The sequence below is a fragment of the Actinoplanes octamycinicus genome, from assembly GCF_014205225.1.
Taxonomy (GTDB): Bacteria; Actinomycetota; Actinomycetes; order Mycobacteriales; family Micromonosporaceae; genus Actinoplanes; species Actinoplanes octamycinicus.
Genome location: NZ_JACHNB010000001.1, coordinates 6,099,741 through 6,125,907, shown reverse-complemented (window position 1 = coordinate 6,125,907; position 26,167 = coordinate 6,099,741). Strand labels below are relative to the sequence as shown.

Below are 26,167 nucleotides of genomic sequence, written 5' to 3'. Positions count from 1 at the left end.
CGATCAGCGCCATGGTTAACGGCCTGTCCCGCTGGGGTCTCGCGCTGCTCTTCCCGCTCGCCCTGCTGCTGGTAGCGCTCATGCCGTTCACGGCCAGTGCGCTGTGGGTCGGCGCGCTCGTCGTGACGCTGGCCCTGCCGGTCGGGTTGATGCGCCGGCACGCGACGGCGGCACTGGCCGTGGTGCTGATCAGCGGGGCGGTCTTCGTGCCGACCGTGCACCACATGTTCGCCGGCCGGGCCATGCTGATCCCGCTGCTGGTCCTGGCCGACATCATGGTGGGCAACGTGGCCGCCTCGACGCCGCGCCGGCGCTCGATCCCGGCGGCGCTGGTGACCCTCGCCGTGCAGATGACGCTCGCCGCGGTCGACAACCCGATCGACCTGACCGTCGTCTGGACCATCCAGCTCCTGGCGCTGGCCACGGCGTGGCTGATCGGCAACTCGGTCCGGCAGCGGCGCCAGTTCGCGGTGGCGCAGCGGGTCGAGGCCGAGGTGCGCGCGGTGCAGGCCGAGCGGCTGCGGATCGCCCGCGAGCTGCACGACATGATCGCGCACAGCATCGGGGTGATCGCGGTGCAGGCCGGGATGGGCCGCCGGGTGATCGGCACCCAGCCGGACGAGGCCCGCAACGCGCTCGCCGTCATCGAGGAGACCAGCCGGGACACCGCGGCCGCGCTCCGCCGGATGCTCGGCACGCTGCGGCGCAACGACCTCGAGACCGGTCCGGCGGTCCGGGATCCGGCGCCCGGACTGGGCGACCTGGAGGACCTGATCACCCGTACCGGAAAGGCGGGTTTGACGGTCTCCCTGCTGCGCAGCGGCGCGCAGGCGCCGCTGCCGCCGGACATCGATCTGTCCGCGTTCCGTATCGTCCAGGAGGCGATGACCAACGTGATCCGGCACGCCGGCACCGACCGATGCGACGTGGTGATCGAACAGGATGATCGGGAGCTGACCATCGAGGTGATCGACGGCGGGCGCGGCGGCGCCGGCAGCAGCGACCACGGATTCGGGATCTCCGGGATGCGCGAGCGGGTCAGCCTGCTCGGCGGCGACTTCAGCGCCGGTCGGGGCACGTCCGGCGGCTTCCGGGTGCACGCCCGCATCCCGCTGCCGGGCGAGGGCTCGTGAGCGTCCGGGTGCTGCTGGTGGACGACCAGCCACTGATCCGTAACGGACTACGGGTGTTGATCAACGACGCCGAGGACCTGACCGTGGTCGACGAGGCCGGCAACGGCGCCGAGGCGGTCCGGCTGGCCCGCGAGCACCGGCCGGACGTGGTGGTGATGGACATCCGGATGCCGGTCATGGACGGCATCGAGGCCACCCGGCACATCCTCGGCGGCACCGACCCGGCCAAGGTGCTGATGCTGACCACGTTCGACGACGACGAGTACGTGTACGCCGCGCTGCGCGCCGGGGCCAGCGGTTTCCTGGTCAAGGACATGGCGCTGGACGACATCCTGAACGCGGTCCGGGTGGTCGCGGGCGGCGACGCGCTGATCGCGCCGAGCGTGACCCGGCGGCTGATCGCCCAGTTCGCCGGGCGGCCCGCGGTGCCCGCGCCGGTCTATCGCTCGTCGGACGGGATCACCGAGCGGGAGCGGGAGGTGCTGACCCTGGTCGGGCTCGGCCGGTCGAACGCCGAGATCGCCACTGACCTGCACATCAGCCCGGCCACCGCGAAGGCGCACCTGGCCCGGCTGTTCACCAAACTGGACGCCCGGGACCGCGTCCAGCTGGTGATCATCGCGTACGAGATGGGGTTGGTAAGCCCGGGGGCTTAGTTCCGCGGGCCGATTCGCGGACCGTGGCCACCGCCTACCTTCGGGTCCCGTGACGATCCTCAACGCGGTGGCGAACACCCTGTCGCGGCACACCCGCTACCTGGACAACGAGCTGCACACGATCGGCGGGCTGGTCCGGCCCGGCGACGTGTGCCTGGACGTCGGATCGGCGGCCGGCCTCTACAGCCGGACGCTGTCCGACCTGGTCGGACCGGCCGGGCTGGTGCACAGCGTGGAGCCGTTGAGCTTCGGGCACCCGTTCTGGTCGCGGGTGCTCGGCGCGCGGCGGCGCGGCAACGTCCGGCATCACGCGGTGGCGCTCGGCGCGCAGCCGGGGCGGGCCGCGATGCGGGTGCCCTACACCGCGAGCGGGCCGGCGACCAGCAGGTCGTTCCTCGGCCGGGAGAGCCGGGGGCTGGGCTCCACCGCGGAGTTCGTCCGGCACGAGGACGTGGTCGTCGAGGTCAGCACGGTGGACGCGCTGGTCGCGGAGGCGGGGCTGGAGCGGCTGGACTTCGTGAAGATCGATGTGGAGGGCGGTGAACTGCACGTGCTGCACGGGGCGGCGCGGACGGTGGAGCGGTTCCGGCCGGCGATGTTCATCGAGATCGAGGAACGGCACACGGCCCGTTACGACCACTCCCCCGGTGACGTCGTCGCCTGGCTGACGGCGCGGGGTTACACGATGTACACGTGGCAGCGGGGGTGGGTGCCGGCCGAGCGGGTCTGCCCCCACACCAACAACTACCTGTTCCGCTCGTCCTAGAGCTTTTCGAGCGCGGGCACCACGGTGGCCGGGGCCGGCATCGCGGCGATCTCCGCGGCGACCTCCTTAGCCGCGGTCCGCAGCGCGCCGTCGGTGAGCAGCGTGGTCAGGTCGGCCGCGCCGATCGCCTTCGCCTCGACGGCCAGGCCGGCGCCGCGGCGCGCCAGCAGTCCGGCGTTGTAGCGCCGGTCGCCCGCGCCGGGCGTGGCCAGCTGCGGCACGCCCACGGCCAGGCCGCCCAGCACGCTGCCGGCGCCGCCGTGGTGGACGAACGCGGCGGCGAACGGCAGCACCCGGTCGAGCGGCACCCGGTCGACCGTCCGCACGTTCGCCGGCAGGTGTCCGGTGACCGCCGGCCGGACCAGCACGAACTCGGCGTCCACCTGGGCCGCCGCGGCGATCACGGCGGGGCCGGGGTCGCCGCTGTTCGGACCGGTGAGGGTGCTGCGGCTGACCACCACGCGGGGCCGGTCGCCGGCGCTGAGCAGCCAGTCCGGGACGGCGCCGCCACCGGAGAACGGAACCGGCCGCATGCTGAACTCGTCCGCCGCGGGGGCGCCGCGCAGGCTGGGCGGCGTCGTGGCGATGGTCAGGGCCGGGGCCGGGACGTCCTGCCCTCTCATCGCCCGGCTCCCGGCCACCGCCCGGAAGAGCTCGGTGGCCGGCCACAGCGAAGCCTCCTGCAGGACCGAGGGAACGCCGAGCCGGGCGGCGACCACGGCGCCCGCCTCGCTCAGCGACTCGTAGACGATCAGATCGGGTCGTTCGCGCCGCGCGAGCGCCAGCAGCGGGTCGATCAGCGCCTGGTTGGCGCGGCCGAACAGCTCACCGACCATCTCCTGGCCGGCGGTGCCGCGCAGCTCGGCGCGGGCCAGGCCGGGCCGGCGCAGGGCCACCCGCAGGGCGCTCCGCTGCAGATGGAACCGGGCGCCGATGTCGGCGGTCCGCAGACCGAGCACGTCGCCGGGGAAGCCGCCGCCGGCCAGGACCACGTCGTGCCCGGCGTCGCGGCAGGCCGCCGCGAGCGGAACCAGCGGCAGCAGATGCCCTTGCAGTGGCGCCGCGACGAAGACGATACGCATGGTTCTCCTCAGGAGTCCGAGTCGTCGAGCCGGACGGCTCCGATCGCCATCAGGATCGCACCGGGCACAAAGAACAGTCCGACCGAGAGCAGGCCGAGAAGCACGACAATGGTCAGCGCCGTGACGCCCGCCCAGGCCGCGCCACGACGACAACGGCGAGGCACCAGCAGCGGCAGGGCACACAGCAGCACCGGTGCGGCCAGCACAGGAGCGACAGCGGGCTGGTCCGCCCCAAGGCTCACCACCCGGTCCGTAGACCCGCTCCGGTGCACGGCCACCGTCGGAAGCAGCAGCAGGGCAAAAGCGGTGACCGCGGTCAGCAGCAGGGCCGCGACGAACCATCGGCTCCGCATTCCCGCCTCCTTCCCGGTCAGGCGAACACCCGGTCGGCGAAGGCCGCCACCACACCCGCGACCCGGGCCGGTGCCCGCAGGTTGGCGCCGTGCCCCTGGCCGGGCAGGGTCACCCGCTCCGCCCCGGGGATGACCGCGGCCAGCGCGGACAGCCGCTCGGCCAGGTGCCGCGGACTGCGCTCGCCGCCGAGCAGCAGCACCGGACACCGGATGGCGGCGTACGCGGCGCGCCGGTCGCCGAGCGCGTCGATGGCGGCGTTGTCGTCGAGCTGGCGCGGGATCAGCCGCCGCCAGCGCGGCACCGCGGCGACCAGCACCGCGGACAGCCAGGCCGGCAGGCGGGGCAGTCCGACGACGTCACGCAGGAAGATCTGAATCGCACGCCGGCGGTGGCCGCTCGCCAGGGCGGCGCGGGCCCGGACGGTGGCGTCGCCACCGAGCGGCGCGCCGACGACCACGGGCGGCTCGTAGAGGATCGCGCCGGCGAAGGCGTCCGGCCCGGCCAGCAGGGCCTCCAGCGCCACCACTGCGCCGGACGAGTGTCCGACCAGGAGCGCCGGCCGGCCGAGCGTCCGCGCGACGGCCACCGCGTCGGCCGTCTCCGCGGCCAGGCCCGGCGGCGGGTCCAGGTCCATCCGATAGCGGCGGCGCCTCACGCGCACGACAAGGAACCGTGCCGTCAGGCGGGCAGCGACCCGTCGCCAGGCCGTCTCGTCGTTCATCCCCGCGTGCAGGATCAGGATCGGCGGGCCGGCGCCCTCGGTGACCGTCGTCATCACGCCTCCCTTAGCACCGCTAAGGAGACCAGTGTGTCCTTAGCGCCGCTAAGGTGTCAATGCATGGAGACACGTGGCCGGAGCGGCGGCCTCAGCCGGCCGGTGCTGATCGACGCGGCTCGCCGCCTGCTCACCGAGGTCGGGCTGGACGGCCTGACGGTGCGCCGGCTCGCCGCCGAGCTGGGCGTGCAGTCACCGGCGCTGTACTGGCACGTGCGTACCAAACAGGAATTGCTGGACGGCGTCGCGGACGCGATCGTCCTGTCCGCGGGCATGGGCCCGCCCCGGCCCGGGGAAGGCTGGCGGGCCTGGCTGCGGCGCCGGGCCCGCGCCTACCGGGCCGCCCTGCTCGCCCATCGGGACGGCGCCCGGATCGTCGCGAACGCCCGGCTCGGCCCGGAGACGCTGCGCCGTCTCGACCAGGAGCTGGCCGCGATGGTCGAGCACGGGTTCAGCCCCGCCCTGGCGCTGCGGACGATCACCGCGATCACGCACTACATCAACGGGAGCGTGCTGCAGCAGCAGTCACCACGGCCGGAGCCCGCCGAGCCGCCTGCGGATCCGCTCGCCGCCCTCGGCGCGCTGCTGGACGACCCGGACGCGACGTTGGTGGTGGCCCTGCGCGAGACCGGGGCGAACGCCGACGAGGCTTTCGAGCACGGTTTGACCGCGCTCCTGGACGGCACCGCGGCCGCCCTCGCGGCGGCTACGCGGTGAAACCCCACAGGCGGACCAGGCCGGATCCGGTCATGACCAGGCCCAGGGCAGCGAACGGTCCTTGATCGCTGACGTGGAACAGCTCCGGTGGTTCGCTCAGGACCGCTCCTCCACCGCTTCCGGTGGCGAAGGATACGCCGGCACGCTACCGCCACCAGCATGACCGGCTCGGCCGGGGCCGAGCCGGTCACCCGGGGACGGGTCAGCCGAGGGTGGCGACCAGGACCGCCTTGATCGTGTGCAGGCGGTTCTCGGCCTGGTCGAAGACAATGCTGGCCGGTGAGTTGAAGACCTCACCGGTGACCTCCAGGCCGGAGGTCATGCCGGTGTGCTCCATGATCTCCGCGCCGACCACCGTGTTGGCGTCGTGGAAGGCCGGCAGGCAGTGCATGAACTTGGCGACCGGGTTGCCGGTCCGGGCCAGCAGTTCGCTGTTCACCTGGTACGGCGTGAGCTGCCGGACCCGGTCGGTCCAGACGTCCTTGGACTCGCCCATCGACACCCAGACGTCGGTGTGCACGAAGTCGACGCCGTCGACCGCCTCGCCGGGATTGTCGGTGATGGTGATCCGGGCGCCGGTCCGTCCGGCGATCTCCTGGGCGAGTTGGACGACGTCCTTCGGCGGATGCAGGTCGGCCGGGCCGGCGAGCCGGACGTCGCTGCCCATCAGGGCACCCATGACCAGCAGGGAGCGACCCATGTTGAACCGGCAGTCGCCGAGGTAGGCGTACGTCAGAGCGTCGTAGGGTTTGTTGCTCGCCTCGTGCATGGTCAGGAAGTCGGCCAGCATCTGGGTCGGATGCCACTCGTTGGTCAGCCCGTTGTAGACCGGCACACCGGCGTGCGCGGCGAGTTCCTCGACGTCGGTCTGGGCGCTGCCGCGGAACTCGATCGCGTCGTACATCCGGCCCAGGACGGCCGCCGTGTCGGCGATCGACTCCTTGTGCCCCAGCTGCGACCCGGACGGGTCCAGGTAGGTCACGTGCGCGCCCTGGTCGAACGCCGACACCTCGAACGCCGAGCGGGTCCGGGTCGAGGTCTTCTCGAAGATCAGCGCGATCTCCTTGCCTTCGAGGTGCTTGACCTCGGTGCCCGCGTACTTGGCCAGTTTGAGCGCCTCGGCGAGCTTGAGCAGGTGCCGCAACTCCTGCGGCTCGAAGTCGATCTCCTTGAGGAAGCTGCGGTTGCGCAGGTTGAACGCCATGGCGAATCTCCGTTTCAGTACGCCGGGTCGCGCTGGATCGGACAGGTCATGCAGTGCGAGCCGCCTCGGCCGCGGCCGAGCTCGAACCCGGCGATCGGGAGCACTTCGATGCCGGCCTTGCGGAGCGCGGCGTTGGTGCTGGTGTTGCGCTCGTACCCGACGACGACGCCGGGTTCGAGGGCGACCACGTTGTTGCCGTCGTCCCACTGCTCGCGTTCGGCCCCGAAGCTGCCGCCGCCGGTCTCGATGACCCGCATCGCGCCGACGCCGAGCACCTCGCCCATCAGCTTGGGCAGCGAGCCGTGTGCCTCCTCGACGACCAGGTCGTCGGCGTTGTCGCCGGGCCGGACGGTCCAGATCCGGGCGCCGTCGACGACCTGGGGGAAGGCGGTGACCACGTCGCGGTCGCACATGGTGATCACCGTGTCCAGGTGCATGTAGCTGCGGGACTTCGGCAGCAGCACGGCCAGCACGACCCGCGCCGAGCCGGCCCGGAACAGCGACCGGGCGATCCACAGCACCGCCTGCGGGGTGGTGCGCTCCCCCATCCCGATCATCACCGCGCCGTTGCCGATCGGCTGCACGTCGCCGCCCTCGACGTGGGCGCGGCCCCAGTCCTCGTCGGCGCCACCCAGCCAGATCGGGAACTTCTCCGCGGCGAACATCGGATGGAACCGGTAGACGGTTTCCATGATCATGGTTTCCGGCTTGCGGGCCGGTTTGGTCATCGGGTTGAGCGTGACGCCGTCGTAGATCCAGCAGGACGGGTCGCGCTGGAAGAGGAAGTTGGGCAGCGGCGGCAGCAGCATCGTCGTCGACGAGGCGGCCTCCCAGATCAGCCCGAGCGGGCGGGCCACGTCGGCCTTGGTGATCCCGCCGATCAGGAAGTCCGCGACCTGCGCGGGTTCGGCCTCGCCGACCCATTCCCGGGCCCGGTCGGCGGCGGTGACGCCGACCTCGCGCTCGTTGAGGACGTGCGCACCGACCCACTGCTTGGCGGCCGGGTCGGCGAGCGCCTCGGTGAGCAGTGTCTCCACTTCGAACACCTCGACGCCGCGGCCGCGCATCACCTCGCAGAACGCGTCGTGCTCGGCCTCGGCCCGCTCGACCCAGAGCACGTCGTCGAAGAGCAGCTCCTCGGCGTTCGACGGGGTCAGCCGGGTGTGTTCCAGACCGGGCCGGTGCACCATGACCTTGCGGAGCTTGCCGACCTCGGAGTGAACGCCGAAGGACATACCGATCACCTCGTGAGTTGGACCGCGCGGGCGGGAACGGACTGGGGTTGGAGGTCGTGCGGGCCGCCGTAGTCGCCGCCCGGGGTCACGACCGTGCCGGCCTTGCCGGCCAGGATCTGCTCCGCCTCGTCGAGCGCCCCGATCGCGGCCAGGTCGCCGGTCAGCTCCACGAACCGGCAGACGGCCTCCACCTTCGGCCCCATCGACCCGGCCGGGAACGGCTCGCGGCGCAGCGCGGCCGGGGTGGCCCGGGACAGCGGTTCGGCGTGGCTGGTGCCGAAGCCGCGATACACCGCGGGCACGTCGGTGAGCAGCAGCAGCGCGTCCGCTTCGAGCGACTCGGCCAGGACCGCGGTGGCCAGGTCCTTGTCGACGACCGCCTCGACACCCTGCAGCCGGCCCGACTCGTTGCGGATCACCGGGACGCCGCCGCCACCGGCGCAGACCACCACCGCGCCGGAGGAGAGCAGCTGGCGGATGATCCGGGTCTCGACGATCCGCTCGGGCGCCGGCGACGGGACGACCCGGCGCCAGTGCGGGCCGTCCGGTTTCACCTCCCAGCCCCGCTCGGCGGCCAGCCGGTGCGCGGTCGCCTCGTCGTAGACCTGCCCGACGAACTTGGTCGGCGACGCGAACGCCGGGTCGGCGGCCGAGACCAGGGTCTGGTTGACGATCGCCGCGACCTGCCGCCCGGGCAGCGCGTTCTGCAGGCCCTGCAGCAGCCAGTAGCCGATCATGCCCTGGGTCTGCGCGCCGAGCACGTCCAGCGGGTACGGCCGTTCCAGCTCCGGATCGTTGGCGCTCTCCAGGGCGAGCATGCCGACCTGCGGGCCGTTGCCGTGGGTGATGACCAGCTCGTGCCGGGCGGCCAGCGGGGCCAGGGCCTCGACAGCTCGGCGGGCGTTGTCCCGCTGGACCGCGGCGTCGGGTTTCTGGCCACGCTCCAGCAGGGCGTTGCCGCCGATGGCGATCACGATGCGCATGGGGATCCTTTCCGGGTCAGTGGTAGGGCGGCACCGGCGGCGGTTCCGTCATCCGGGTACGCATGCGCAGGTAGACCGGTATGCCGATGAGCATGGCCGCGCCCGCCATCAGGAACGGGCCCCAGACCTCGTACCAGTTGTCCGCACCCGTGTTGCGGGAGCACCAGATGAACAGGACGGAGAAGATCAGGGCGAGGACCGCGACGGTCGCGTCCCGGGCGAAGCGTGGCGTGTGCAGCTCACGGCGGTCACGCAGCCGCCACTTCAGCTGGGCCAGGGCGGAGAACGCGTACGGGATCGCGGCGGTGATGCCGGTCATCAGCACCAGGGTGTTGAAGACGGTGGCGCCGCTCGTCCCCATGAAGCTCACCGCCATGGCGACGCTGCCCAGCACGGTGGAGGCGATGATGCTGACCGCCGGCACCCCGCGCCGGGAGATCCGGCCGAACGCCGCCGGGAACAGGCCGTCCTTCGCGGCGGCCAGCGGCATCTCGGCGCAGATCATGATCCAGCCGTTGAGCGCGCCGATCCCGGAAACGATCACGGCGAGCGCCACCAGGTTGCCGGCCCAGGTGCCGCCGCCGACCATCGCGTCGGCCGCCACCGAGTACGACGCCTTGTTCTCGTCCTTGGCCAGCTCGGTGGTCGGCACCGTGCCGAACACGGCGACCATCGAGAGCAGGTAGACCACCGAGGCGCCCAGCGTGCCGAGCAGCGTGGCCCTGGGGATGTTGCGTTCCGGGTCGCGAACCTTCGCCGCGGCGACCGCGGCCGCCTCCACACCGAGATAGCTGAACAGGCAGATCGCCATCGCGCTGCCGATCGCGCGCAGGTCCGACTCGCCGCTGACGTTCCACGGCGAGAAGTTGCCGGAGCTGATCGCGAGCAGGCCGACCGTCGACATCAGCGCCAGCGGCACGTACTTGATGATCGACGTCCACAGCTGGACGGCGCCGGTGTTCTTGACGCCGCTCAGGTTGATCGCCGCCGGGATCCAGAGACCGACCAGGGCGATCAGGATCGACCAGCCGGCCACATGATCCTGGTTGAGGAACTTCTCGACGTAGAAGACCCAGCCGGTGACGATCGCCGCGTTCCCGGCCCAGGCCGTGATCCAGTACGACCACGCGTTCACGAAACCGGTGCTGTTGCCGAAGGCGGCTCGGGCGTACGCATAGGGTCCGCCGTCGGCGGGAAGCCGCCGGGACAGCGCCGCGAACATCATCGCCAGCGCGACCGCGCCGAGCGTGGTCAGCACCATCGCGACGATGCTGATCGGTCCGATGGAGGCCAGGGAGTACGGCAGGTTGAAGATGCCGACCCCGATGATGCTGCCCAGGATCAGCGCGGTGGCCTGGGGCAGGCCCAGACTGGCGGTGGCCTCGGGCTTCGACGGTGCTTCTCTGACATCTGCCATGACTTCCCCGCAACGCTGAAGGGACATCACCTGGACGGCCGTGTGACACCACATGCCGCGGTCACCGACCGGGCCGAATCACCACCGACGATGACGGTCGATCCGACGCCTCACGTCGTCCGGAGCGGATGAATTTCCACCTTCGCCGCCGGCTGACGGGCCACTGACGGCCCGATCCGCCAGAGTTTCCGGTACGACCCGCCCCTGCTCGGGATTCCGATCACGCTGCTGGTCCTCCCGTGCCGTGAGCAGCGGCTCCGCCGGTTACCCTGCGCGCATGATGATCAACTTCTTCGGCTGGGAGGCTCGGCGGCGGGTGGCGGTGCTGGTCGCGGCGCTGCTCACCGCGGTCGCCCTCCAGGTGCTGCGACAGACCGCCGGGAATGGTCATGCCCTGCGGTTCAGCCTCCTGGTCGCCGCACTGCCCGCGGTCCCGTTCATCCTGGGCGCGGCGGTCGCCGGCCAGCGGTACCGGCCCGCGTGGCTGGTGGCCCGGCCCGAGGTGCCCGCCCTCGACGTTCCCGCGAATCCGAGTGCGGTCCTGGGCGCCGCCGGCTACACGTTCGTCGCCGTGCACATCGTGGGCGGGATGATCCGGTACCTCGAAGCGGGGCCGGAACTGTGGTTCACCGTGGCCGTCATCGCGCTCGTCGGCGGTCAGCAGGCCGCCCTCTGGCGGGCGGCGCTCGGCCGCTTCGGGGTACGGCTCACCCCGGCCGGCATCACCGACCGGCAGCCGTACGGAGATCTCTTCATCCCCTGGGACGCCCTGGACACCGCGCCCGCCGCCTTCCCGCGCAAGGCGCACCAGGTGGCGCTCCGCCTGGCCCGCCCCGACCTGGTGCGCAAGCGCGGCTTCCGCGGCGGCGACCGGGCCCTGCTGCCGGCCGCGGGCGTCGACGCGCAGCTACTGGCCAGCACGATCAACGGGTACGCCGACCGTACCGACGCACGGATCGCCATCGGGTCGTAGACGGGCGCCGATTGTTGTCGGAGGGCGTCGTTACGATCCGCGGCATGAGTTCAGCGCTCCTGGGATCGGCCCGCCAGATTCTCGACCGGTTCGCGGCCGGGGACGTGCCGCCGCCGTCGGCCGCCGAGCGGGTCGCTTGGGCCGGCGCGCTCCTCGACAGCGGCGATCCGGAGGCCGCCGCCGGTCAGCTGGTCGCCGTGTTGCGGGGCGAGCGGGACGTGCCCGACGCGTTGCCGGCGGTGGCGAGCCGTCTCCCTCGCAAGCAGGTGCGAGCCGTGGTGACCGCGGCCATCGACAACGGCCGGGTCGAGGTGTCCTCGGAGACGTCTCCGGTACCGGCGGCGTTCGCCCGGCTGGCCGCCGGGTCGGACGAGACCGAGGAGGCGCTGCTGCGCGCGGCGCTCGTGGTCCGGGAGTATGAGGATCGGCCGCCTATGGCGTATCGCAACTATCGGGCCTACCGCATCTCCAGGGTCCTGGCCGGGCTGGCCGAGGCGCATCGCGGCGAGCCGGAGCGCCTGGACCTCTGGGCCGGCATCCTGGCTGAGGGCGGGGCTGTGGGCGGGTCCGGAGCCGGGGCTGATGCGGAGGCCGATACTGAGGCCGGGGCCTGGGCCGGGACTGAGGCCGGGGCCAGGACTCCGACCGGGGCCGGGACTGAGGCTGGGGCCGGGACTGAGGCCGGGGCTGAGGGCCACCGCCCACGCCTGAACGATCGCACCTGCCTGGCCGGCGCCGCCGCTTTGCTCGGGCCGCTGGGGCTGGCCGAGATCGACCGGCGGTGCGGTGCGCTGGACGACGAGTTCGCGCTGTTCGAGGCGGTGCCGCTGGCCCGGGCGCTCGCCGAGGCCGGGCGGGCGACGGAGGCGTTGGAGCTGGCGGCGCGGCTGGAGCCGACCGCCCGGCAGCAGGCCATCGTCGCCGTGGCGGAGGTGGTCACCGACGGGCCGGAGGCGCCGGCCGTGGTGTCCGCATTCCGCCGCTGTCCGAAAGCGAGCCGCGAGCGGCACCAGCAGGCGATCCATCAGCGCCGGTTCGCCCGGGTGCTGCTCAGTGCCGGCCGGGTCGACGACGCGCTGGCCGAGGCGGCCAAGATGGGCGCCCGCCGCACCGCGTGGTTCGGCCCGGCCGAGCTGGCCGGGGAGATCATGAGCTGGCTCGGCGACCATCCCGAGGAGGCCACCGGGCAGCGCCTGCGCGCCCTGCTCGACGTGCTGGAGAGCCCGGGGGTCCTGCCCCAGGAGCTGGGCGATCATGTCACCGCCACCCTGCACCGCATGCTCGTGGTGGCCGACCCGGCGCTGCGCACCGAGATCATCGGTTCGCGCGCGGCGGCGCTGCGCCCGAGGCTGCGGGCCAGCCTGCGGCTGCAGGTTGACGCCGGCGTGGCGGCCGGGCTGCTCGCGATCGATCGGGCGGGCGAGGCGACGGCCGTCCTGAGCAGGGCCGCGGCGATGGCGCCGGGCGTGCGGCTGCCCATCGCGCGGCGGCTGATCGCGGTGGCCGCCGAGGCCGACCTCCCCGACCGCGACCCGGACCTGTTCGCCGAGTTCTTCGAGACGGTCGTGGCGCGGTCGAGCGACTGGCCACCGGCTGGCACCACGCTGGCCGTCCGCCTCGGTCCGGCCGGCCGGGCCACCGCCGCGGGGCTGCTCGGCCGCTTCCCGGAGCCGGTGACCGGCGCCCGGTGGGCCGCCTGGCTCGCCGCGGCGGCGGCCGAGATCGGCGACTTCACCACTCTCCACACCCTGTTGGAGACCGCGTCCGGCGAGCAGCCGGCACTGCGGATCGGCCGCTGCTTCGCGGCGGCCCTGGTCCGCCACGGCGATCCGGCGGACGCCCACGCGGTGGCCACCGCCTGCGGTCTCTAGCGACATATACCTTGGTCGGCACCGCCTAGACGATCGACAGTCGCCGCTGCCCAGCCGGTGCACGAGCCTGGACGCATCCGGAAAAGGGAGGCGTCACATGGGTATCACGCGAGCGGAGTTCCTCGGGCTGGCCGCGGCGGCGGGCGGCGGGCTGCTGCTGCCGGCGACCGGCGCCGCGGCGAGCGCGACGGCGGCCGGTGCCGCGGCCGGCACGGAGGCGGCGACCGGTGCCGGGGCGGCTGCGGCGGCCACCGGTGCTGGAGCGAGTGTCGGGGCCGCTGATAGCAAAGCAAATGCGGCGCGGCGAGGGCTGGCGCTGCGCGGGGTGGTCTACGAGGTCGGCGAGGGCTGGAGCCGGCGGCGGGTGCGGCACGACATGCGGGCCATCCGGCACGACCTGCACGCCAGCTCGGTCAAGGTCACCGGCTCGGGTGTCGAGGAGCTCACCGCCACCGCGACCGAGGCGGTGGAGCGCGGGCTGCACGTCTGGCTGGAGCCGACCCTCGGCGACCGGCCGCCCGCGGAGATTCTCGACCACCTCGCCGAGACCGGTCGGTCCGCTGAGCGGCTGCGCCGCCAAGGAGCGGCCGTCCATCTCAGCGTCGGTTGTGAGTTCATGCTGTTCGTGCCGGGGATCGTGCCCGGCGACACGGTGCTGGAGCGGATCGAGAACCTGCTGAACGGCACCTTCGATCCGGACCGGATGGTCCGTGAGCTGCGCCGGTTCACCGCGCGCGCGGCCGCCGTCGGCCGGTCGGTCTTCCACGGCCGGCTGACCTACGCGGCGGCGGAGGACGAGGACGTCGACTGGGATCTGTTCGACATCGTCGGGCTCGACTACTACGGATACTTCCGGCGGCACGCCGACTACGTGCGCGACATCCGGCGCCACGTCCGGCCCGGCAAGCCGCTGGCGATCATGGAGTTCGGTTGCTGCACGTTCCGCGGCGCGCCGGAGCAGGGTGGCATGGCGTGGAACGTCGTCGACTACACCAAGGAGCCGCCGGAGATCAAGGGCGACCTGGTACGCAGCGAGCGAACCCAGGCCGACTACCTGGCGAGCGTCCTCGCCGCGTTCGAGTCGCTGAACCTCTACTCGGCGCTGGCCTTCACCTTCGTCACCCCGGAGGCCGAGCATCGCCGCGAGCCGCGCTACGACCTGGACATGGCCAGCTACGGGATCGTCAAACCGATCCGGGACCGGCCCGGCGACCCCACTTCCGACTGGCACTGGACGGCGAAGGAGGCGTTCCACACGCTGGCGGCGGCGTACAAGAAAGCAGCCGCGAAGAAGTGAAGCGTGCCGGCAAGCAGCCGCGAAAAAGCAAAGCGAGCCGGAAAGCGACCGCGACGAAGTAGAGCGTGCCGGAAAGCAGACTCGACGAAGTGGGAGAGCCTACGGGTGTGGGTCGACGCCGTAGAGCATCCGGGCGATGGCCTGGTGGCCGGCCGCGTTCGGGTGGTCGCCGTCGTCGGCGAGCAGCGCGGTCGGGTCGGCGGTGAACAGCGGCGACGTGGTCAGATAGGTGGCCCCGGCCTGCTCGGCGGCCTGCCGCAGCGCGTCGTTGTCGTAACTCGTCGCCTGCTTCGCCGTCCGCAGGCCGTCCGCGCCGTACGCTTCGAGCCCGACCGCGCCGTCCTTCACCACGTTCCAGTAGCCGAGGACCAGAACGGTGACCGGCGAACCGTGCTCCCGGCGCACGGCGGCGACGATCGACGCCATCGCGTCGCCCACCCGCTGCGCGGCCGTACCGAAATCGTCGCCCTCGTCGAACGCCGCGGCCATGTCGTTGGCACCCGCCATCACCAGCACCACGCTGGCCGCGCGCACGCTGTCCCGGACCCCGCCGCGGCCGAGCTGCTCCTGCACGTCGGCGGTGGTGAAGCCGGACTGGGCCAGGTTCACCGACCGGGCGCGCGGCGAGAGCATCCGGGCGTACAGGTCGGGGAACGGCGTACAGGAGCAGTTGGTGCCGGCCGGCACCGAATCGCCCAGCGTGACCACCACCGGGCTGTCCCGCTCGGCCCGGATCGGGCCCGCGCAGCCGGTCAGGGCCAGCACCACCGCGAGCGCGGCCCGCCGGACGAGCAACGGGCGGGCAGCGAGGCGGGCGCCCGGCCGGCGGGCGGGAACGCCTCCGCGGCGACGATCCGGGGCAGGTCCAAGCACAGATACCGAGGTTGCCACGTGGGCAGATATTTCGCATCGACCCCGGCGGGCGATTCCATCGGGGCCGGCCGGTCGGCGCGGCTGCCTCCTCGATCCGGATGCCTGAGCGGGCTTGCATCCGGTACCTGGGTACAGGCTTACCGTCAGGGCATGGACCTCTGCACCCTGCCCACCGCCGACCGGCCGTCGCGGCTGGCCGAATTCGACGATCTGTTCGCGACCGCGCTGCTCGGCCAGCGGCGCCTGTCGCCCACCACCCTGTGCTGGGACCTGGACCCGGCATCCGAGGCGACCGTCCGAGATTTAACCGCCCGGGAGAGCGAGTGCTGCTCATTCACCTTCCGCTTCCAGGCGAGCGACGACGCACTGTGCGTGCAGATCGAGGTTCCCGGCGCGCAGGCCGAGATCCTGGACGCACTGCAGCAGCGGGCCGCCGGCCGGGTGCGGTCGTGAGCGGGCTGCGCAGCGGCCAGGTCGCCGACGCGGCCGGCGTCAACCTGCAGACGCTGCGCTATTACGAGCGGCGGGGCCTGCTCGCCGAGCCGGAACGCAGCCTCGGCGGGCACCGGCTCTACCCGCCGGAGGCGGTCACCGTGCTGCGGGTGATCAAGGCGGCGCAGCGGCTCGGGTTCACCCTGGACGAGGTCGCCGACCTGCTCACCAGCGGCGGTCACCGGCACGGCCGCCGGGACGCCGGGCTTCAGGAGCGGGCCAGGGCCAAGCTCACCGAGGTGGAGGCGAAGATCGCTGACCTGCAGGTGATCGCCTCGACGCTGCGGCAGGCCGTCGACGCCGGCTGCGACGACCTGGTCACCTGCGCCGGCCGGCCGTGCTGCCCGATCCCGTTCGCGACCATCGCCGTGGGAGCACCCGATGCCGACCCTCGCTGACCACGCCCGCCGCCTGTTGCCGTCCGGGCTGGCCGGGCTGACCGGGCTGACCGGGCTGGCCGGCCTCGCCTGCGCCGCCTGCTGCGCGATCCCGGCGCTGCTCGCGGCCGGGGTCCTGTCCGGCGCGGGCTGGGCCGCGGCCGGCTCATGGCTGCCGGGTGTCGCCGTCGCGCTCACCGCGACGGCGGCGGGCGCCTGGTGGTGGGCGTCGCGACGCCGGCACCGGACCGGCTGCTCGGGCGGTGCCTGCGCCTGCGCGGCACGGTGACGAGCGATCTCGTCATTCCGGGAGGCCGAGCAAACTTTCCGCCGTATCCACGATGGTGTCCTCGATCGAGCGGGCCTTCCAACCGAGCACGCGTTCCGCCTTCGCCGAGGTCGCGTCGAGGTTGCGGCCCAGCAGCATCCGCAGTCCCCGCATCTCCGGGTCGACCCGGGTCAGGGCCCGCGCCACCAGCATCGGCATCTCGCGGGTCGGCACCTTGGCGGCCCGTTCCCCGAGCCGCTCGCGCGGGATCGCGGCCACGTCGCGCTGCCACAGGCTGTGCCCGGCGGGTCGCGATGAACCGCTCCCCAGCCGCGGCCGGCTCGGTCATCATCCCGTCGTCGGTGCGCGGCTGCCGGGTCGGCGTCGGCGACGCGACGTGCAGCACCGCCTCGCACCCGGCGACCGCCTCCCGTCGTCGCCGCTCAGGTCGGCCCGCACCACCTGGAGCTCCGCCCCGGGCGTCCGCACCGCCGCGCCGCAGCATCGCCCGCACCCACGGCTCGCGAGCCGGGCCCGCACCGTCGTACGCACCGATAACCCGGCGCTGAGCAGCACCAGCACGCACCAACTGCCGATGTAGCCAGAGCCGCCGGTAAGCAGGACGTCAGCCAGCCCCCACGCCAACGGAAACCGCTCCGCTTCAGCACGAGCAAGCGGAGACATCTCCACTTGTCACCGATTCTGGCTTATCGAGCTAGGCGCATTCATACGTACGACAATTGCGGGGCCCCGAGAAGTTGATCTACGGTTCACGAGTGGCATTCATGGGGCTGTCTAATCAGGGACGTGTAGTGGGCGGCCATCTGGCGGACTGCAGCGTCGATTCCGACCACAAGGGACTCTCCATCCCCCACCCGATCAACCCGTTCAAGCGGTTCAAGCTGACCACCGAGACCGTCCTGAAGTGGGAGGAACTGCCGAGCAGCGAAGGTCTCGCCGGCGCCGTCGGTCAGGCCGCCGCGAAGGCCGCCCTGCCCGGGATGCTCGGCAAGGCGGTCGGCGCCGGCCTCGGGGCCGCCATGAAACCCCCGCGCACGGTCCGCGTGGACTGGGCCGACGGCAATCAGTCCGTCATCGAGCTGCCGGAGAAGCTGTTCCTGGTCTTCTCGGTCCTGCTCGAGAGCCGGCAGGTCGTCACCGTCACTCCCACGCCCGCCGAGCCCGCGCCGGTGTGACCGAGAAGATCCTTGACCTCGCCTCGTCAGTGATCCAGCGAAAGCAAGTTCGGGGCGCCCGCGCCGACGCCGGCCGCGATCACGGCTCAACCGGATGTCGTCGAGCAGCTCACCAAGCTCGCCTCGCTGCGTGACGCCGGCATCCTCACCGACGAGGAATTCGCGCGGAAGAAGGCGCAGCTGCTCGAACGCCTCTGACCTCAGCGGCTGCGACCCGGGGCGGCGAGGCCGTCCAGGATCAGGGTCAGGATCGGCTCCGAGCGGTCCGGGGCGGCCCGCCACAGCGCCTCGGTGAGCTGCAGAAAGTCACCCGGCTCAGCGTCCGCGCGGATGCTGCCGTCGGCCTTGCCGGCCTTCAGGAGCTAGATGATCACCGCGATCACCGGGCCGTAGCTCTGCTCGGTGATCGACCGGTGCGCGTCCGGGCTCAGGGCCACGCCGAGAGAGTGGTTCTTGCGCATCGCGGCGACCAGGTCGAGGGTCCAGCGCCGCAGCGCCTCCACCGGCGACAGCGTGGCGAGCAGCTCGGGCACCACGCCGGCCAGCGTGTCGATCTCCTCGGCGTAGATGTCCAGAATCAGCACCTCGCGCGACGGATAGTTCCGGTAGAGCGCGCCGTGCCCGACCCCGGCCCGCTGCGCGATCTGGTTCATCGACGCGTTGTCGTCCTCGGTGAGAGCCTCCCGGGCGGCCACCAGGATGCCGGCCCGATTCCGGCGGGCGTCCGACCGAACCATGCGTTGCTCCCACCACCCGGAGACGTCTCCACAACCATGGTCACAGCTGATGGATCCACGCCTGCCATCGGGTCCGCAGATGCGACCGGCCGGCCTCCAGGGCCACCGTCAGGTGAGCACCGCGACGCCGAGCCGGGTCGGGGTCATGCCCGGAGGGGCGCCAGCCAGGCGTGGCCCGGATGCACCCGGTCGAGCAGCTCGGCGAGCGTCTCCCGCTGGGCACGGTCCAGCAGCGGGAGCACGCCGGCGAAGTCCGCCTCGTCCTTCGGGCGCCGGTTCTTGGCCTTGAAGAGCAGGACCAATTCCGGTCTGAGGTACGGGATCCGCGCCGCGGTACGGCGGATCACCTCGGCGTACCGAAATCGGATGGTCTCGTCTCTGCGGCAGATCCACACGTCACCGTCGTGCGGCTCGCGGAAGACCTCCAGCAGGTAGCGGCCGGTCGCGGGCTCGCGCAACCAGGTCTGCCAGGTGGCGTCGAGCCGCTCCCGGGTGGGTGACTCCCAGATCCGCGACGAGCCGACCGCGTCGAGGGCGAGCCCGGCGAAGCGGTCCCGGATCTCCGGGAACCCGCCGCGCGGCACGCCGATCTCGATGTCGTGGTGGTGGCGGGACTGCTCGCCGCGGAACAGGTCCAGGGCCCAGCCGGCCGCGATGTACCACGGCGTGGCCACCCCGGCCAGCCGGCGCGCGACCTCGTCCGGCGTCCAGCAGTCCGCCCAGCGCGCTTCCAGCGCGGCCAGCTCGGCCTCGGACAGCGGGCCGGTCACGGCACCGTGCTCGGCGTGGTCAGCACCTCCAGCAGGCCGGTGACCTCCAGGGTCCGGCGGGTGATCCCGGTCGGGTTGGCCACCATGAACGACACGCCGCGGCGCTGGGCCTTCTCCTGGGCGTCGAGCAGCGCGTGCAGGCCGGAGGAGTCGCAGAACTCCAGTTCGCCCACGTCGATGACCAACCGGCCGGGAAGCGTCCCGGCCAGGACCGCGGCGACGCCGGCGTCCAGTTCCTCGGTGGTCGCCATGTCCAGGTCGCCGGCCAGGACTAGACGCGTGACCTCCAGGTCGTCATGACGCACGATCTTCATGCCGGCTCCTCTCGGCTCGTCCCGCCCGGGGGCACCCCGGGGCCGGGAGACAACGGCAGCTCGGCGCGCACCCGCTTGCCGCCCTCGTACGACTGCACGAACCACCGCGTGGTCAGCGACTCGATGATCCGCAGCCCCAGGCCCCCGGTGCCGTCCGGCTCGCGCCGCCGCGGCACCACCGAGGAGCCGTCGGCCACCGAGACGGTCACCTGCCGCCCGTAGGCCTCCACGTCCACCACCACCGCGCCACCGCCGTGCCGGACCGCGTTGGTGACCAGTTCGCTGACCACCGCCGCCGCGTCGTCCAGCCACTCCTGGTCCCGCAGACCCCACCCGCCGAGCACCGCCGTCACCGCGCTGCGCGCCCATCGGGGCGCCGTGCTGTCCAACGGCAGATCGAAATGCGCCGTCAAAGTACTCATCGAGCAGCCACCGCCTCCGCTCCCACCACCGATACCCGTGATCAGCACGCCGTCCGGGGACCGCGCGACGCGGCCTCAGCGGCCACCCACGGAATGTTCCCGCACACGCGAAACGCCATGCAAATCGACGCAACTTTGAGTAGTCGGTCGTGCGCGCAGAGCGAACGTCGCAGCAGGTATGTCCAGCGGGTCCGCTGAGCATACGCAGCTCCAGCGGCACTCACTCTCCGTGACGGGAGAGGTGTCGGCGGGACACCCGCGGCGGACATCGGGCGGACCCGGTTTCGCCGGTCCGGGCGGCGGGCACCACCTGAAAAAGAGGTAAGGAGGTGCACCCCCGTGACGGCGAATTCATCCCCCACCCCCGGGCCGGCCGGCGCCGCGTCGACAGCGGACCTGGTCAGCCAGGCGGCCGCGCAGATCTCCACGCTGGTGCGCGACGAGCTGACCCTGGCCAAACTGGAGCTGGCCGAGAAGGGCAAGCGCGCCGGTGTCGGCGGCGGCCTGTTCGGCGGCGCCGCGGTGCTGGGCCTGTACGGGCTCGGCCTGTTCCTGGCGCTGGCCGTGGCCCTGCTCTCCCTGGCCTGGCCGCTGTGGCTGGCCCTGCTGGTCGTGATGCTCGTCGTGTTCGCCGCGGCCGGAGTCGCCGCGCTGCTCGGCAAGAAGAAGCTGGCGACCGCTACCCCGCCGGTGCCCTCCGACGCGATCGCCGGAGTGGAAGCCGACGTGCAGACCATCAAGAACGCAGCCCACCGAGGACGGCACGCATGAGCGACCCGAAGACCACCCCCGATCCCGACCAGCTGCGCGCCGAGATCGAGCAGACCCGCGCGGACCTCGGCGAGACGGTGGAGGCCCTCGCCGCGAAGACCGACGTGAAGGGCCGCGCCCAGCGCCGGATCCGCGCCGACGTCGAAGCCGCCAAGGAACGCGTCGTCCAGGCGACCAGCGCCGCCACCGACAAGGTCGCCCAGGCCACCAGCGCCGCCAGCGACAAAGTCACCCAGGCCACCAGCGCCGCCAGCGACAAGGTCGCCCAAGCCACCAGCACCGCGACCGACAAGGTCACCCAGGCCACCAGCACCGCCAGCGACAAGGTGGCCGGCGCGAAACAGCAGCTCGCCGAGGCGAGCAACCACCCCCGGGTGCGTCGCGCGCTGCCGGCGGCCGACCTCGCGATCGCCGGCGCGCTGGCCATCGCCGGAACCATCCTGGTCGTCCGCGGGCGCCGGGCCTGACCCGACCTGACCTGACAACCGTTCACCTTCGAGAGGGGAGTCTCACCAGATGCGCATGCTCAAGCTGGCCGCCGGCTTCGCCGTGGGCTATGTCCTCGGTACCCGCGCCGGCCGTGAGAAGTACGAGGAGATCGCCGCCACGAGCCGCAAGCTCGCCGCCAACCCGAGCGTGGTCCGGGCGAAGGAGAAGGCCAAGACCATGGTCGAGTCCGGCGTCGCCACGGCAAGCTCGAAACTGGGCACCACCACGAACAGCAGCACCACCGCCGGCAACAGCACCAGCCGCCCGGTGGAGACCAGTCGCACCCCGGCGCCGGTCACCGGCAGCAACCTGCCGGTCTGATCGACAGTCGAGTCGGCCCCGCCCGCACCGTGGGCGGGGCCGACTCGTGTCACCACCGCTCGACGAGGTGGTCCCGGCCGGCCGGCGGGTCGTAGCTCTCCGGCCAGTAGTCGGTGATCCGCTCCACCCGGCCGCGCTCGTCCACATCGACCCAGACGCACGCGTCCAGCCGGTCGTCGCCGACCCGCACATCAAGCCAGACCGCCGCGAACCGCCCGTCGGCCACCAACCGCCGCACCCGCAGGTGCCAGTCCCCCGGATACTCCGCGTTGAACTGGACGAACGCCGCCCTCCCCCGGATCCGCTCCCGGGTCTGCGGCATGTCGTAGACCACATCCTCGGCCAGCAGCGCCGTGAGTCCGGCCCAATCCCGGCGCTCCAGGCACTCCACATAGTCCGTCGCGACCCGCCGTGTCCCCGCCGTCTCATCCATGCGCGGCACCCTACCGACGCCCACCGACAGTTTTCGTGGTGTGACCTGGGTTACCGCCGGTCATGGCCGGCCCGGCTGTCCCGTCTTCCTTTCACCACCCACCGAGGGAGACGTCATGAAGATCTTCATCGCCGGGGCGTCCGGCGCGATCGGCAAGCCCCTGACCGCGCAGCTGGTGGCGCGCGGCCACGAGGTCGTCGGCACCACCCGCTCGCCGGCCAGGACCGGCTCGCTGCGGGCGCTCGGCGCCGAACCAGTGGTGCTCGACGCGCTCGACCCGGAAGCGGTCGCCGACGCCGTCGCCAAGGCCGCGCCCGAGGTGATCGTCCACCAGCTCACCGCGCTGAACACGCCGCCGGACTTCCGGCACGCCAAGCGGATGGCGGCGGCCACCAATCGGCTGCGCACCGAGGGGACCGACCACCTGCTGGCCGCCGCCCGGGCCGCCGGGGTCCGCCGGTTCGTGGCGCAGAGCAACGGGTCCTGGATGGAGCGCTCCGGCGCCCGGATCGCCGACGAGCGCGGCCGGCTGGAACCGCGCCCGCCGGCCGACGCCGCCGAGTCGGTCGCCGCGCTCCGGCACCTGGAGACGGCGGTGACCGGCATCGACTGGGCCGACGGCATCGCGATTCGTTACGGTGGCTTCTACGGTCCGGGGACCGGCCTGGAGGACGCGCCGGACGCCACGCTGGCGCAGCTGATCCGGTCCCGGAGATTCCCGGTCGTCGGCGGCGGGACGGGAGTGTGGTCGCTGGTGCACATCGCCGATGCCGCCGCGGCCACGGTCGCCTGCGTCGAGCGGGGCCGGCCCGGCATCTACCACGTCGCCGACGACGATCCGGCGCCGGTCGGCGTCTGGCTGCCCGAGCTGGCCCGGGCCCTCGGCGCCCGCCCGCCGCGGCGGTTCCCGGCCTGGCTGGTCCGCCTGCTCGCCGGGGGCGGTCCGGTCGACCTGATGACCCGGGCGCCGGGGATCTCCAGCGAGCGGGTCAAGCGCGAGCTGGGCTGGACGCCGCGGTACCCGAGCTGGCGCACCGGCTTCGCCGAGGGACTGCGCTGACCCGGATGACCATCACGGAGCTGTACGACGAGTTGCGTCCCCGGGCGTTCGCGATCGCCTACCGGATGCTGGGCAGCGTCAGCGAGGCCGAGGACGTGGTGCAGGAGGCGTTCCTGCGGGCGCATCAGAGCCTGCGGCGCGACGAGCGGATCGCCTCGCCGCGGGCCTACCTCGCCACGCTGGTCACCCGGCTGGCGATCGACCAGCTCCGCTCGGCGCGGGCCCGCCGGGAACGCTACGTCGGCGAGTGGCTGCCGGAGCCGCTGGTCACCGGCCCCGGCCCGGCCGACCGGGCGGAGACCGCCGACTCGCTGTCGCTGGCCTTCCTGGTCCTGTTGGAGAGCCTGTCCCCGGCGCAGCGGGCGGCGTTCCTGCTGCGCGAGGTGTTCGACTATCCGTACCCGGAGGTCGCCGAGATCGTCGGCAGCGACGTGGACGGCGCCCGGCACCTGGTCGCCCGGGCCCGCGCCCACCTGCGCGACCGGCGGCCCCGCCGGCACGCCACCCGGCAGCAGCGCGACGAACTGGCGCGCGGCTTCTTCGCCGCGGCCGGCCGGGGCGACCTCGCCGCGCTGGAGGCGCTGCTGACCCGCGACGTGACGTTGCACGGCGACGGCGGTGGCCGGGTGCCCGCGCTGGGCCGGCCGGTCACCGGCCGCGAGCGGGTGGCCCGGACCATGGGCGCCGGCCTCGCGGCGCTGGCCCGCTTCGAGGTACGCCTGGAGTTGGTCGAGGTCAACGGTCAGCCGGGCGCCCTCGCCCGGGACGCCCGTGACCGGCTGGTCGGCGTCCTCGCGCTGGACATCGCCGACGGCCGGATCCGGGCGATCCACTCGGTCGTCAACCCGGACAAGCTCCGCCACCTCGGCGAGGTGAGTGACCTGGGCCTGCGCACCCGCCGGGCCCGCCGATCCGGGCCGGAGGGGTGAGCCGGCACCGCGTACCGCAAAAGATCGTCGGCCGGCACCCCGGCGTGCCCGGACCGGGCAGGCAGCACCCGGTTCGCTGCCGGATCATGGTCGCCGGGCGGCCGGCCAGCCCACGAAGGGGATCGCGCCCGGGTAGCGGTGCTCGTCGTCGCGCAGCGAGAGGATCAGGTGGGGTATCGCGATCAACAACGGGATCCACACCATGATGTACGGAACCAGCTCCGGCTCCTTGTTGGTGTAGAACGAGACGACACCGACGAGCACGGTCACCAGCGCCCAGGTCAGAAAGAAGTTGAACGCGGACGCCGCGTGCGCGCGCACCACCGCCGACCGCCGGCCCGCCGCGACCAGCACGATCAGCGGCACCACCCAGCCGAACAGCGCGCCGGCGAGCAGGCCGAGAACGCCGCCCCAGTGGACGAGCTGCACCAGGGCGCGCTCGACCCGTGGATGCATCCGGCGAACCGGAACGATGTCATCGGGGACGGTGTCGTCGGGGACGGCGGCAACGGACGGATCCCACGGCTGGCCCATCGCCTCACGGTAGCGGACCGTCCACAGCGGAAGCCCGCTCGACAGGTTCAGCGGCGCAGCGAGCGACCCACGCCGGCGATCACGGTGGTGGCCAGGATCCAGCCGGCCGCCATCACCGCCACGGTCACCGCCTTGTCCGCGCCGACCGGATCCCAGGCCTGGTCGTGACCGATGCTGACCAGCGGAACCAGCACGTCGAGGCTGTACAGGAACGGGTCCCAGGTGGGCGACTCCCCCGGCTTGACCGGCTGCAGCGGGCCCGACCAGGCAAACCAGGCGGTGCTCGCGGTGACCACGGTGAGCAGCCAGAGCAGCGCCCGGCCCGGGCGGTAACCGAATCCGATCGTGGCGTCCTGCAGCGCGCCCCACACCGCGCCGAGCCGGCCCATCGCCCGGTGCCGCAGCCGCTCACGGACCACCAGGGCCTGCCGGGCGTCCTGCTCGCGCCCATCCCGGCGCAGGGCGGCGGCCAGTTGGTCGTACGGGCCGGGCGCGAAGCCGGTGGCGTGCCGGGTCATCCAGGCCAGCCGCTGCGAGACGGTCCACTCGGACACGTCCTCCGAGCGGCGGGTGAGTCGTTCGTACGTGAGCCCGTCCAGCTCCACCGGGCAGCCGGCCGGCCAGCCGGCCGGGTCGTCGGCGAGCCGGCCGACGCGGGCGTCCCGCAGGCTGATCGTGCCGGCCGAGCCGGGCCCGGGGCGCAGGGTCAGCAGGCCGGTCCGCGCCTCGATCAGCAGCAGCGCGTGCCCGTCCGGCGCCGGGCCGGTCAGCGTGCTGCCGACCACGGCGATCGTCCCGGCGACCTGCGCGCCGATCAGGTTGACCGGCCCGGTGGCGCGCAGCCGGTGGGCCATCACGCTGCCGCCGGTCTGGAGGCCGGCGGCGAACAGCCCGCCGATCCGGGCGTCGCCGAGGTCGAGGTCACCGCCCAGCCGGGTGCTGTTCAGCCGCAGCTCCCCGTCGATGGTGGCACCGACCAGGCGCAGGTGGCCGCCGACCTCGGAACGCTGCAGGTAGACGGTGCCGGCCACGGTGCTGCGGTCGAGTTCGACGCTGCCGCCGACGCGGGCCGGCAGCAGCCACAGGTCACCGGTCACGGTGGCGTCGCGCAGGCCCAGATCACCGGTCACCCGGAGCCCGTCCGCCTCGATGCCGGGCAGTTCGCTGCCGTCCAGGTTGAGCTGGGCCAGTTCGGCGTGATCGAGCAGCGGCACCTCGTCGAAGACGCACCGGCGCAGCCGGACCGGGCTGTCGATCCGCGCGCCGGTCAGGTCCAGCCGCCCGGTGATCCGGGCCCCGCTCAGGTCGAGCCGGGCGGTCCGGCCGGGCACCGCACGGTCGCCGCCGACCAGCAGCGCGCTCAGCAGGTCGGCCCGGACAGCCGCCCCATCCAGATCCAGCGCGGCACCGGCACGGAAGGCACGGCGCAGCCGCCGCTCAAGCAACCCGATCACCGAGGCATTGTTCCACGGCTATGCCTGCGCTTACGAACCCCATTCATTCGCACGCTGATGAATGGGGATACCGGCGGATCCGGGTGCGCCATCAGCCGGGCCAAGGAGACCCCGAAACAACTGGAAAACGTATCAGAGCCGGTCGCACAGACTTCAACTTGTCACCTTTCGGGGAATTGCAGATGCGGCCAGGCCGACATAGCTTTGAAGTGACAGGGAGCCGCGTGCCCCCATTTGAGCGACTACGCCTGGCGGCCAGCGATA

Annotated in this window: 33 protein-coding genes; 17 read left to right on the top strand and 16 right to left on the bottom strand. The window is 72.7% G+C overall.

Annotated features, from left to right (window positions below):
- The first annotated feature begins 11 nt into the window (after positions 1-11).
- Genes BJY16_RS26990 through BJY16_RS26980 form a run of 3 tightly spaced genes read left to right on the top strand, consistent with a single transcriptional unit; the run spans position 12 to position 2,555 of the window.
- Positions 12-1,133, top strand: coding sequence for a sensor histidine kinase (locus BJY16_RS26990; protein WP_185042362.1), 1,122 nt, complete (start codon positions 12-14; stop codon positions 1,131-1,133).
- Positions 1,130-1,789, top strand: coding sequence for a response regulator (locus BJY16_RS26985; RefSeq protein WP_185042361.1), 660 nt, complete (start codon positions 1,130-1,132; stop codon positions 1,787-1,789). The genes BJY16_RS26990 and BJY16_RS26985 overlap by 4 nt, the downstream gene beginning before the upstream one ends.
- 49 nt (positions 1,790-1,838) lie before the next feature.
- Complete coding sequence (locus BJY16_RS26980) at positions 1,839-2,555, top strand: FkbM family methyltransferase (protein WP_185042360.1); 717 nt, start codon at positions 1,839-1,841, stop codon at positions 2,553-2,555.
- On the opposite strand, the gene BJY16_RS26975 is transcribed toward BJY16_RS26980, so the two are convergent.
- Genes BJY16_RS26975 through BJY16_RS26965 form a run of 3 tightly spaced genes read right to left on the bottom strand, consistent with a single transcriptional unit; the run spans position 2,552 to position 4,766 of the window.
- On the bottom strand, positions 2,552-3,637 hold the full coding sequence (locus BJY16_RS26975; protein ID WP_185042359.1) for a glycosyltransferase: 1,086 nt from the start codon (positions 3,635-3,637) through the stop codon (positions 2,552-2,554). The two genes, BJY16_RS26980 and BJY16_RS26975, sit on opposite strands and share 4 nt — an antisense overlap.
- A gap of 8 nt (positions 3,638-3,645) precedes the next feature.
- Entirely contained in the window at positions 3,646-3,990 is a 345-nt protein-coding gene (locus tag BJY16_RS26970; RefSeq protein ID WP_185042358.1) for a hypothetical protein, read from the bottom strand.
- A gap of 17 nt (positions 3,991-4,007) precedes the next feature.
- Positions 4,008-4,766, bottom strand: coding sequence for an alpha/beta fold hydrolase (locus BJY16_RS26965; protein WP_185042357.1), 759 nt, complete (start codon positions 4,764-4,766; stop codon positions 4,008-4,010).
- A gap of 63 nt (positions 4,767-4,829) precedes the next feature.
- On the opposite strand from BJY16_RS26965, the gene BJY16_RS26960 reads away from it, so the two are divergent.
- The gene (locus tag BJY16_RS26960; protein WP_185042356.1) at positions 4,830-5,483 is read left to right on the top strand and encodes a TetR/AcrR family transcriptional regulator C-terminal domain-containing protein; all 654 of its coding nucleotides are present in this window, start codon (positions 4,830-4,832) and stop codon (positions 5,481-5,483) included.
- 202 nt (positions 5,484-5,685) lie between these two features.
- Here BJY16_RS26960 and argF read toward each other — a convergent pair whose 3' ends face one another.
- The 4 genes from argF to BJY16_RS26940 are packed head-to-tail and all read right to left on the bottom strand — an operon-like array spanning position 5,686 to position 10,322.
- Positions 5,686-6,687, bottom strand: a complete 1,002-nt coding sequence (gene argF, locus BJY16_RS26955; protein ID WP_185042355.1) for an ornithine carbamoyltransferase — start codon at positions 6,685-6,687, stop codon at positions 5,686-5,688.
- Between the two features lie 14 nt (positions 6,688-6,701).
- Positions 6,702-7,922 (bottom strand): arginine deiminase, encoded by a 1,221-nt coding sequence (locus BJY16_RS26950; protein ID WP_185042354.1) that lies wholly within the window; start codon positions 7,920-7,922, stop codon positions 6,702-6,704.
- A 5-nt stretch (positions 7,923-7,927) separates the two neighbouring features.
- Positions 7,928-8,905, bottom strand: a complete 978-nt coding sequence (locus BJY16_RS26945) for a carbamate kinase (RefSeq protein ID WP_185042353.1) — start codon at positions 8,903-8,905, stop codon at positions 7,928-7,930.
- Between the two features lie 16 nt (positions 8,906-8,921).
- Positions 8,922-10,322, bottom strand: coding sequence for an APC family permease (locus BJY16_RS26940; RefSeq protein ID WP_185042352.1), 1,401 nt, complete (start codon positions 10,320-10,322; stop codon positions 8,922-8,924).
- A 277-nt stretch (positions 10,323-10,599) separates the two neighbouring features.
- Between BJY16_RS26940 and BJY16_RS26935 the strand changes: the two genes are divergently transcribed.
- From BJY16_RS26935 to BJY16_RS26925, 3 genes are all read left to right on the top strand, one after another.
- Entirely contained in the window at positions 10,600-11,295 is a 696-nt protein-coding gene (locus tag BJY16_RS26935; RefSeq protein ID WP_185042351.1) for a hypothetical protein, read from the top strand.
- 44 nt (positions 11,296-11,339) lie between these two features.
- Positions 11,340-13,166 carry a hypothetical protein gene (locus BJY16_RS26930; RefSeq protein WP_185042350.1) on the top strand — a complete coding sequence of 609 codons (1,827 nt, stop codon included), beginning with the start codon at positions 11,340-11,342 and terminating at the stop codon, positions 13,164-13,166.
- Positions 13,167-13,263: 97 nt separating this feature from the next.
- The gene (locus tag BJY16_RS26925; protein WP_203759123.1) at positions 13,264-14,463 is read left to right on the top strand and encodes a glycoside hydrolase family 113 protein; all 1,200 of its coding nucleotides are present in this window, start codon (positions 13,264-13,266) and stop codon (positions 14,461-14,463) included.
- A gap of 99 nt (positions 14,464-14,562) precedes the next feature.
- On the opposite strand, the gene BJY16_RS26920 is transcribed toward BJY16_RS26925, so the two are convergent.
- Entirely contained in the window at positions 14,563-15,258 is a 696-nt protein-coding gene (locus BJY16_RS26920; RefSeq protein WP_239177703.1) for an SGNH/GDSL hydrolase family protein, read from the bottom strand.
- Positions 15,259-15,486: 228 nt separating this feature from the next.
- Here BJY16_RS26920 and BJY16_RS26915 point away from each other — a divergent pair, with 228 nt between their 5' ends.
- The 3 genes from BJY16_RS26915 to merT are packed head-to-tail and all read left to right on the top strand — an operon-like array spanning position 15,487 to position 16,494.
- On the top strand, positions 15,487-15,789 hold the full coding sequence (locus BJY16_RS26915; protein WP_185042349.1) for a hypothetical protein: 303 nt from the start codon (positions 15,487-15,489) through the stop codon (positions 15,787-15,789).
- Entirely contained in the window at positions 15,786-16,226 is a 441-nt protein-coding gene (locus BJY16_RS26910; RefSeq protein WP_185042348.1) for a MerR family transcriptional regulator, read from the top strand. Before BJY16_RS26915 ends, BJY16_RS26910 begins: the two co-directional genes overlap by 4 nt.
- Positions 16,210-16,494 (top strand): mercuric ion transporter MerT, encoded by a 285-nt coding sequence (gene merT, locus BJY16_RS26905; protein WP_185042347.1) that lies wholly within the window; start codon positions 16,210-16,212, stop codon positions 16,492-16,494. Before BJY16_RS26910 ends, merT begins: the two co-directional genes overlap by 17 nt.
- A gap of 12 nt (positions 16,495-16,506) precedes the next feature.
- Here merT and BJY16_RS46565 read toward each other — a convergent pair whose 3' ends face one another.
- Positions 16,507-16,752, bottom strand: coding sequence for a hypothetical protein (locus BJY16_RS46565; protein WP_203759122.1), 246 nt, complete (start codon positions 16,750-16,752; stop codon positions 16,507-16,509).
- Positions 16,753-17,285: 533 nt separating this feature from the next.
- Here BJY16_RS46565 and BJY16_RS26895 point away from each other — a divergent pair.
- Both BJY16_RS26895 and BJY16_RS49000 read left to right on the top strand, forming a co-directional pair.
- Complete coding sequence (locus BJY16_RS26895; RefSeq protein ID WP_185042346.1) at positions 17,286-17,669, top strand: hypothetical protein; 384 nt, start codon at positions 17,286-17,288, stop codon at positions 17,667-17,669.
- A 78-nt stretch (positions 17,670-17,747) separates the two neighbouring features.
- Complete coding sequence (locus BJY16_RS49000) at positions 17,748-17,867, top strand: SHOCT domain-containing protein (protein ID WP_185046687.1); 120 nt, start codon at positions 17,748-17,750, stop codon at positions 17,865-17,867.
- Between the two features lie 164 nt (positions 17,868-18,031).
- Here the strand turns inward: BJY16_RS49000 and BJY16_RS26885 are convergent, their stop codons facing one another.
- The 4 genes from BJY16_RS26885 to BJY16_RS26870 all read right to left on the bottom strand — a co-directional run bounded on the left by BJY16_RS26885 (position 18,032) and on the right by BJY16_RS26870 (position 19,912).
- Positions 18,032-18,406: a TetR/AcrR family transcriptional regulator gene (locus BJY16_RS26885; RefSeq protein WP_203759120.1), complete on the bottom strand. Its 375-nt coding sequence runs from the start codon at positions 18,404-18,406 to the stop codon at positions 18,032-18,034.
- A gap of 143 nt (positions 18,407-18,549) precedes the next feature.
- The gene (locus BJY16_RS26880; RefSeq protein WP_203759119.1) at positions 18,550-19,176 is read right to left on the bottom strand and encodes a nucleotidyltransferase domain-containing protein; all 627 of its coding nucleotides are present in this window, start codon (positions 19,174-19,176) and stop codon (positions 18,550-18,552) included.
- Entirely contained in the window at positions 19,173-19,490 is a 318-nt protein-coding gene (locus BJY16_RS26875; RefSeq protein ID WP_185042345.1) for an STAS domain-containing protein, read from the bottom strand. The genes BJY16_RS26880 and BJY16_RS26875 overlap by 4 nt, the downstream gene beginning before the upstream one ends.
- A complete protein-coding gene (locus BJY16_RS26870; RefSeq protein ID WP_185042344.1) occupies positions 19,487-19,912 on the bottom strand; it encodes an ATP-binding protein in 426 nt (141 codons plus the stop codon). Before BJY16_RS26870 ends, BJY16_RS26875 begins: the two co-directional genes overlap by 4 nt.
- A gap of 339 nt (positions 19,913-20,251) precedes the next feature.
- Between BJY16_RS26870 and BJY16_RS26865 the strand changes: the two genes are divergently transcribed.
- Genes BJY16_RS26865 through BJY16_RS26855 form a run of 3 tightly spaced genes read left to right on the top strand, consistent with a single transcriptional unit; the run spans position 20,252 to position 21,493 of the window.
- Positions 20,252-20,683, top strand: coding sequence for a phage holin family protein (locus BJY16_RS26865; protein WP_185042343.1), 432 nt, complete (start codon positions 20,252-20,254; stop codon positions 20,681-20,683).
- Complete coding sequence (locus BJY16_RS48580; protein ID WP_185042342.1) at positions 20,680-21,150, top strand: DUF3618 domain-containing protein; 471 nt, start codon at positions 20,680-20,682, stop codon at positions 21,148-21,150. The genes BJY16_RS26865 and BJY16_RS48580 overlap by 4 nt, the downstream gene beginning before the upstream one ends.
- A gap of 49 nt (positions 21,151-21,199) precedes the next feature.
- Complete coding sequence (locus tag BJY16_RS26855; protein ID WP_185042341.1) at positions 21,200-21,493, top strand: hypothetical protein; 294 nt, start codon at positions 21,200-21,202, stop codon at positions 21,491-21,493.
- 49 nt (positions 21,494-21,542) lie between these two features.
- Here BJY16_RS26855 and BJY16_RS26850 read toward each other — a convergent pair whose 3' ends face one another.
- The gene (locus BJY16_RS26850; protein ID WP_185042340.1) at positions 21,543-21,926 is read right to left on the bottom strand and encodes a nuclear transport factor 2 family protein; all 384 of its coding nucleotides are present in this window, start codon (positions 21,924-21,926) and stop codon (positions 21,543-21,545) included.
- A 115-nt stretch (positions 21,927-22,041) separates the two neighbouring features.
- On the opposite strand from BJY16_RS26850, the gene BJY16_RS26845 reads away from it, so the two are divergent.
- Together BJY16_RS26845 and BJY16_RS26840 are read left to right on the top strand one after the other, a co-directional pair.
- Positions 22,042-22,986 (top strand): NAD-dependent epimerase/dehydratase family protein, encoded by a 945-nt coding sequence (locus BJY16_RS26845; RefSeq protein WP_185042339.1) that lies wholly within the window; start codon positions 22,042-22,044, stop codon positions 22,984-22,986.
- Positions 22,987-22,991: 5 nt separating this feature from the next.
- Positions 22,992-23,915: an RNA polymerase sigma-70 factor gene (locus BJY16_RS26840; protein ID WP_185042338.1), complete on the top strand. Its 924-nt coding sequence runs from the start codon at positions 22,992-22,994 to the stop codon at positions 23,913-23,915.
- Positions 23,916-23,999: 84 nt separating this feature from the next.
- Here BJY16_RS26840 and BJY16_RS26835 read toward each other — a convergent pair whose 3' ends face one another.
- On the bottom strand, positions 24,000-24,449 hold the full coding sequence (locus BJY16_RS26835; RefSeq protein WP_185042337.1) for a DUF4870 domain-containing protein: 450 nt from the start codon (positions 24,447-24,449) through the stop codon (positions 24,000-24,002).
- Positions 24,450-24,496: 47 nt separating this feature from the next.
- The gene (locus BJY16_RS26830; RefSeq protein ID WP_185042336.1) at positions 24,497-25,903 is read right to left on the bottom strand and encodes a hypothetical protein; all 1,407 of its coding nucleotides are present in this window, start codon (positions 25,901-25,903) and stop codon (positions 24,497-24,499) included.
- Positions 25,904-26,167: the final 264 nt, after the last annotated feature.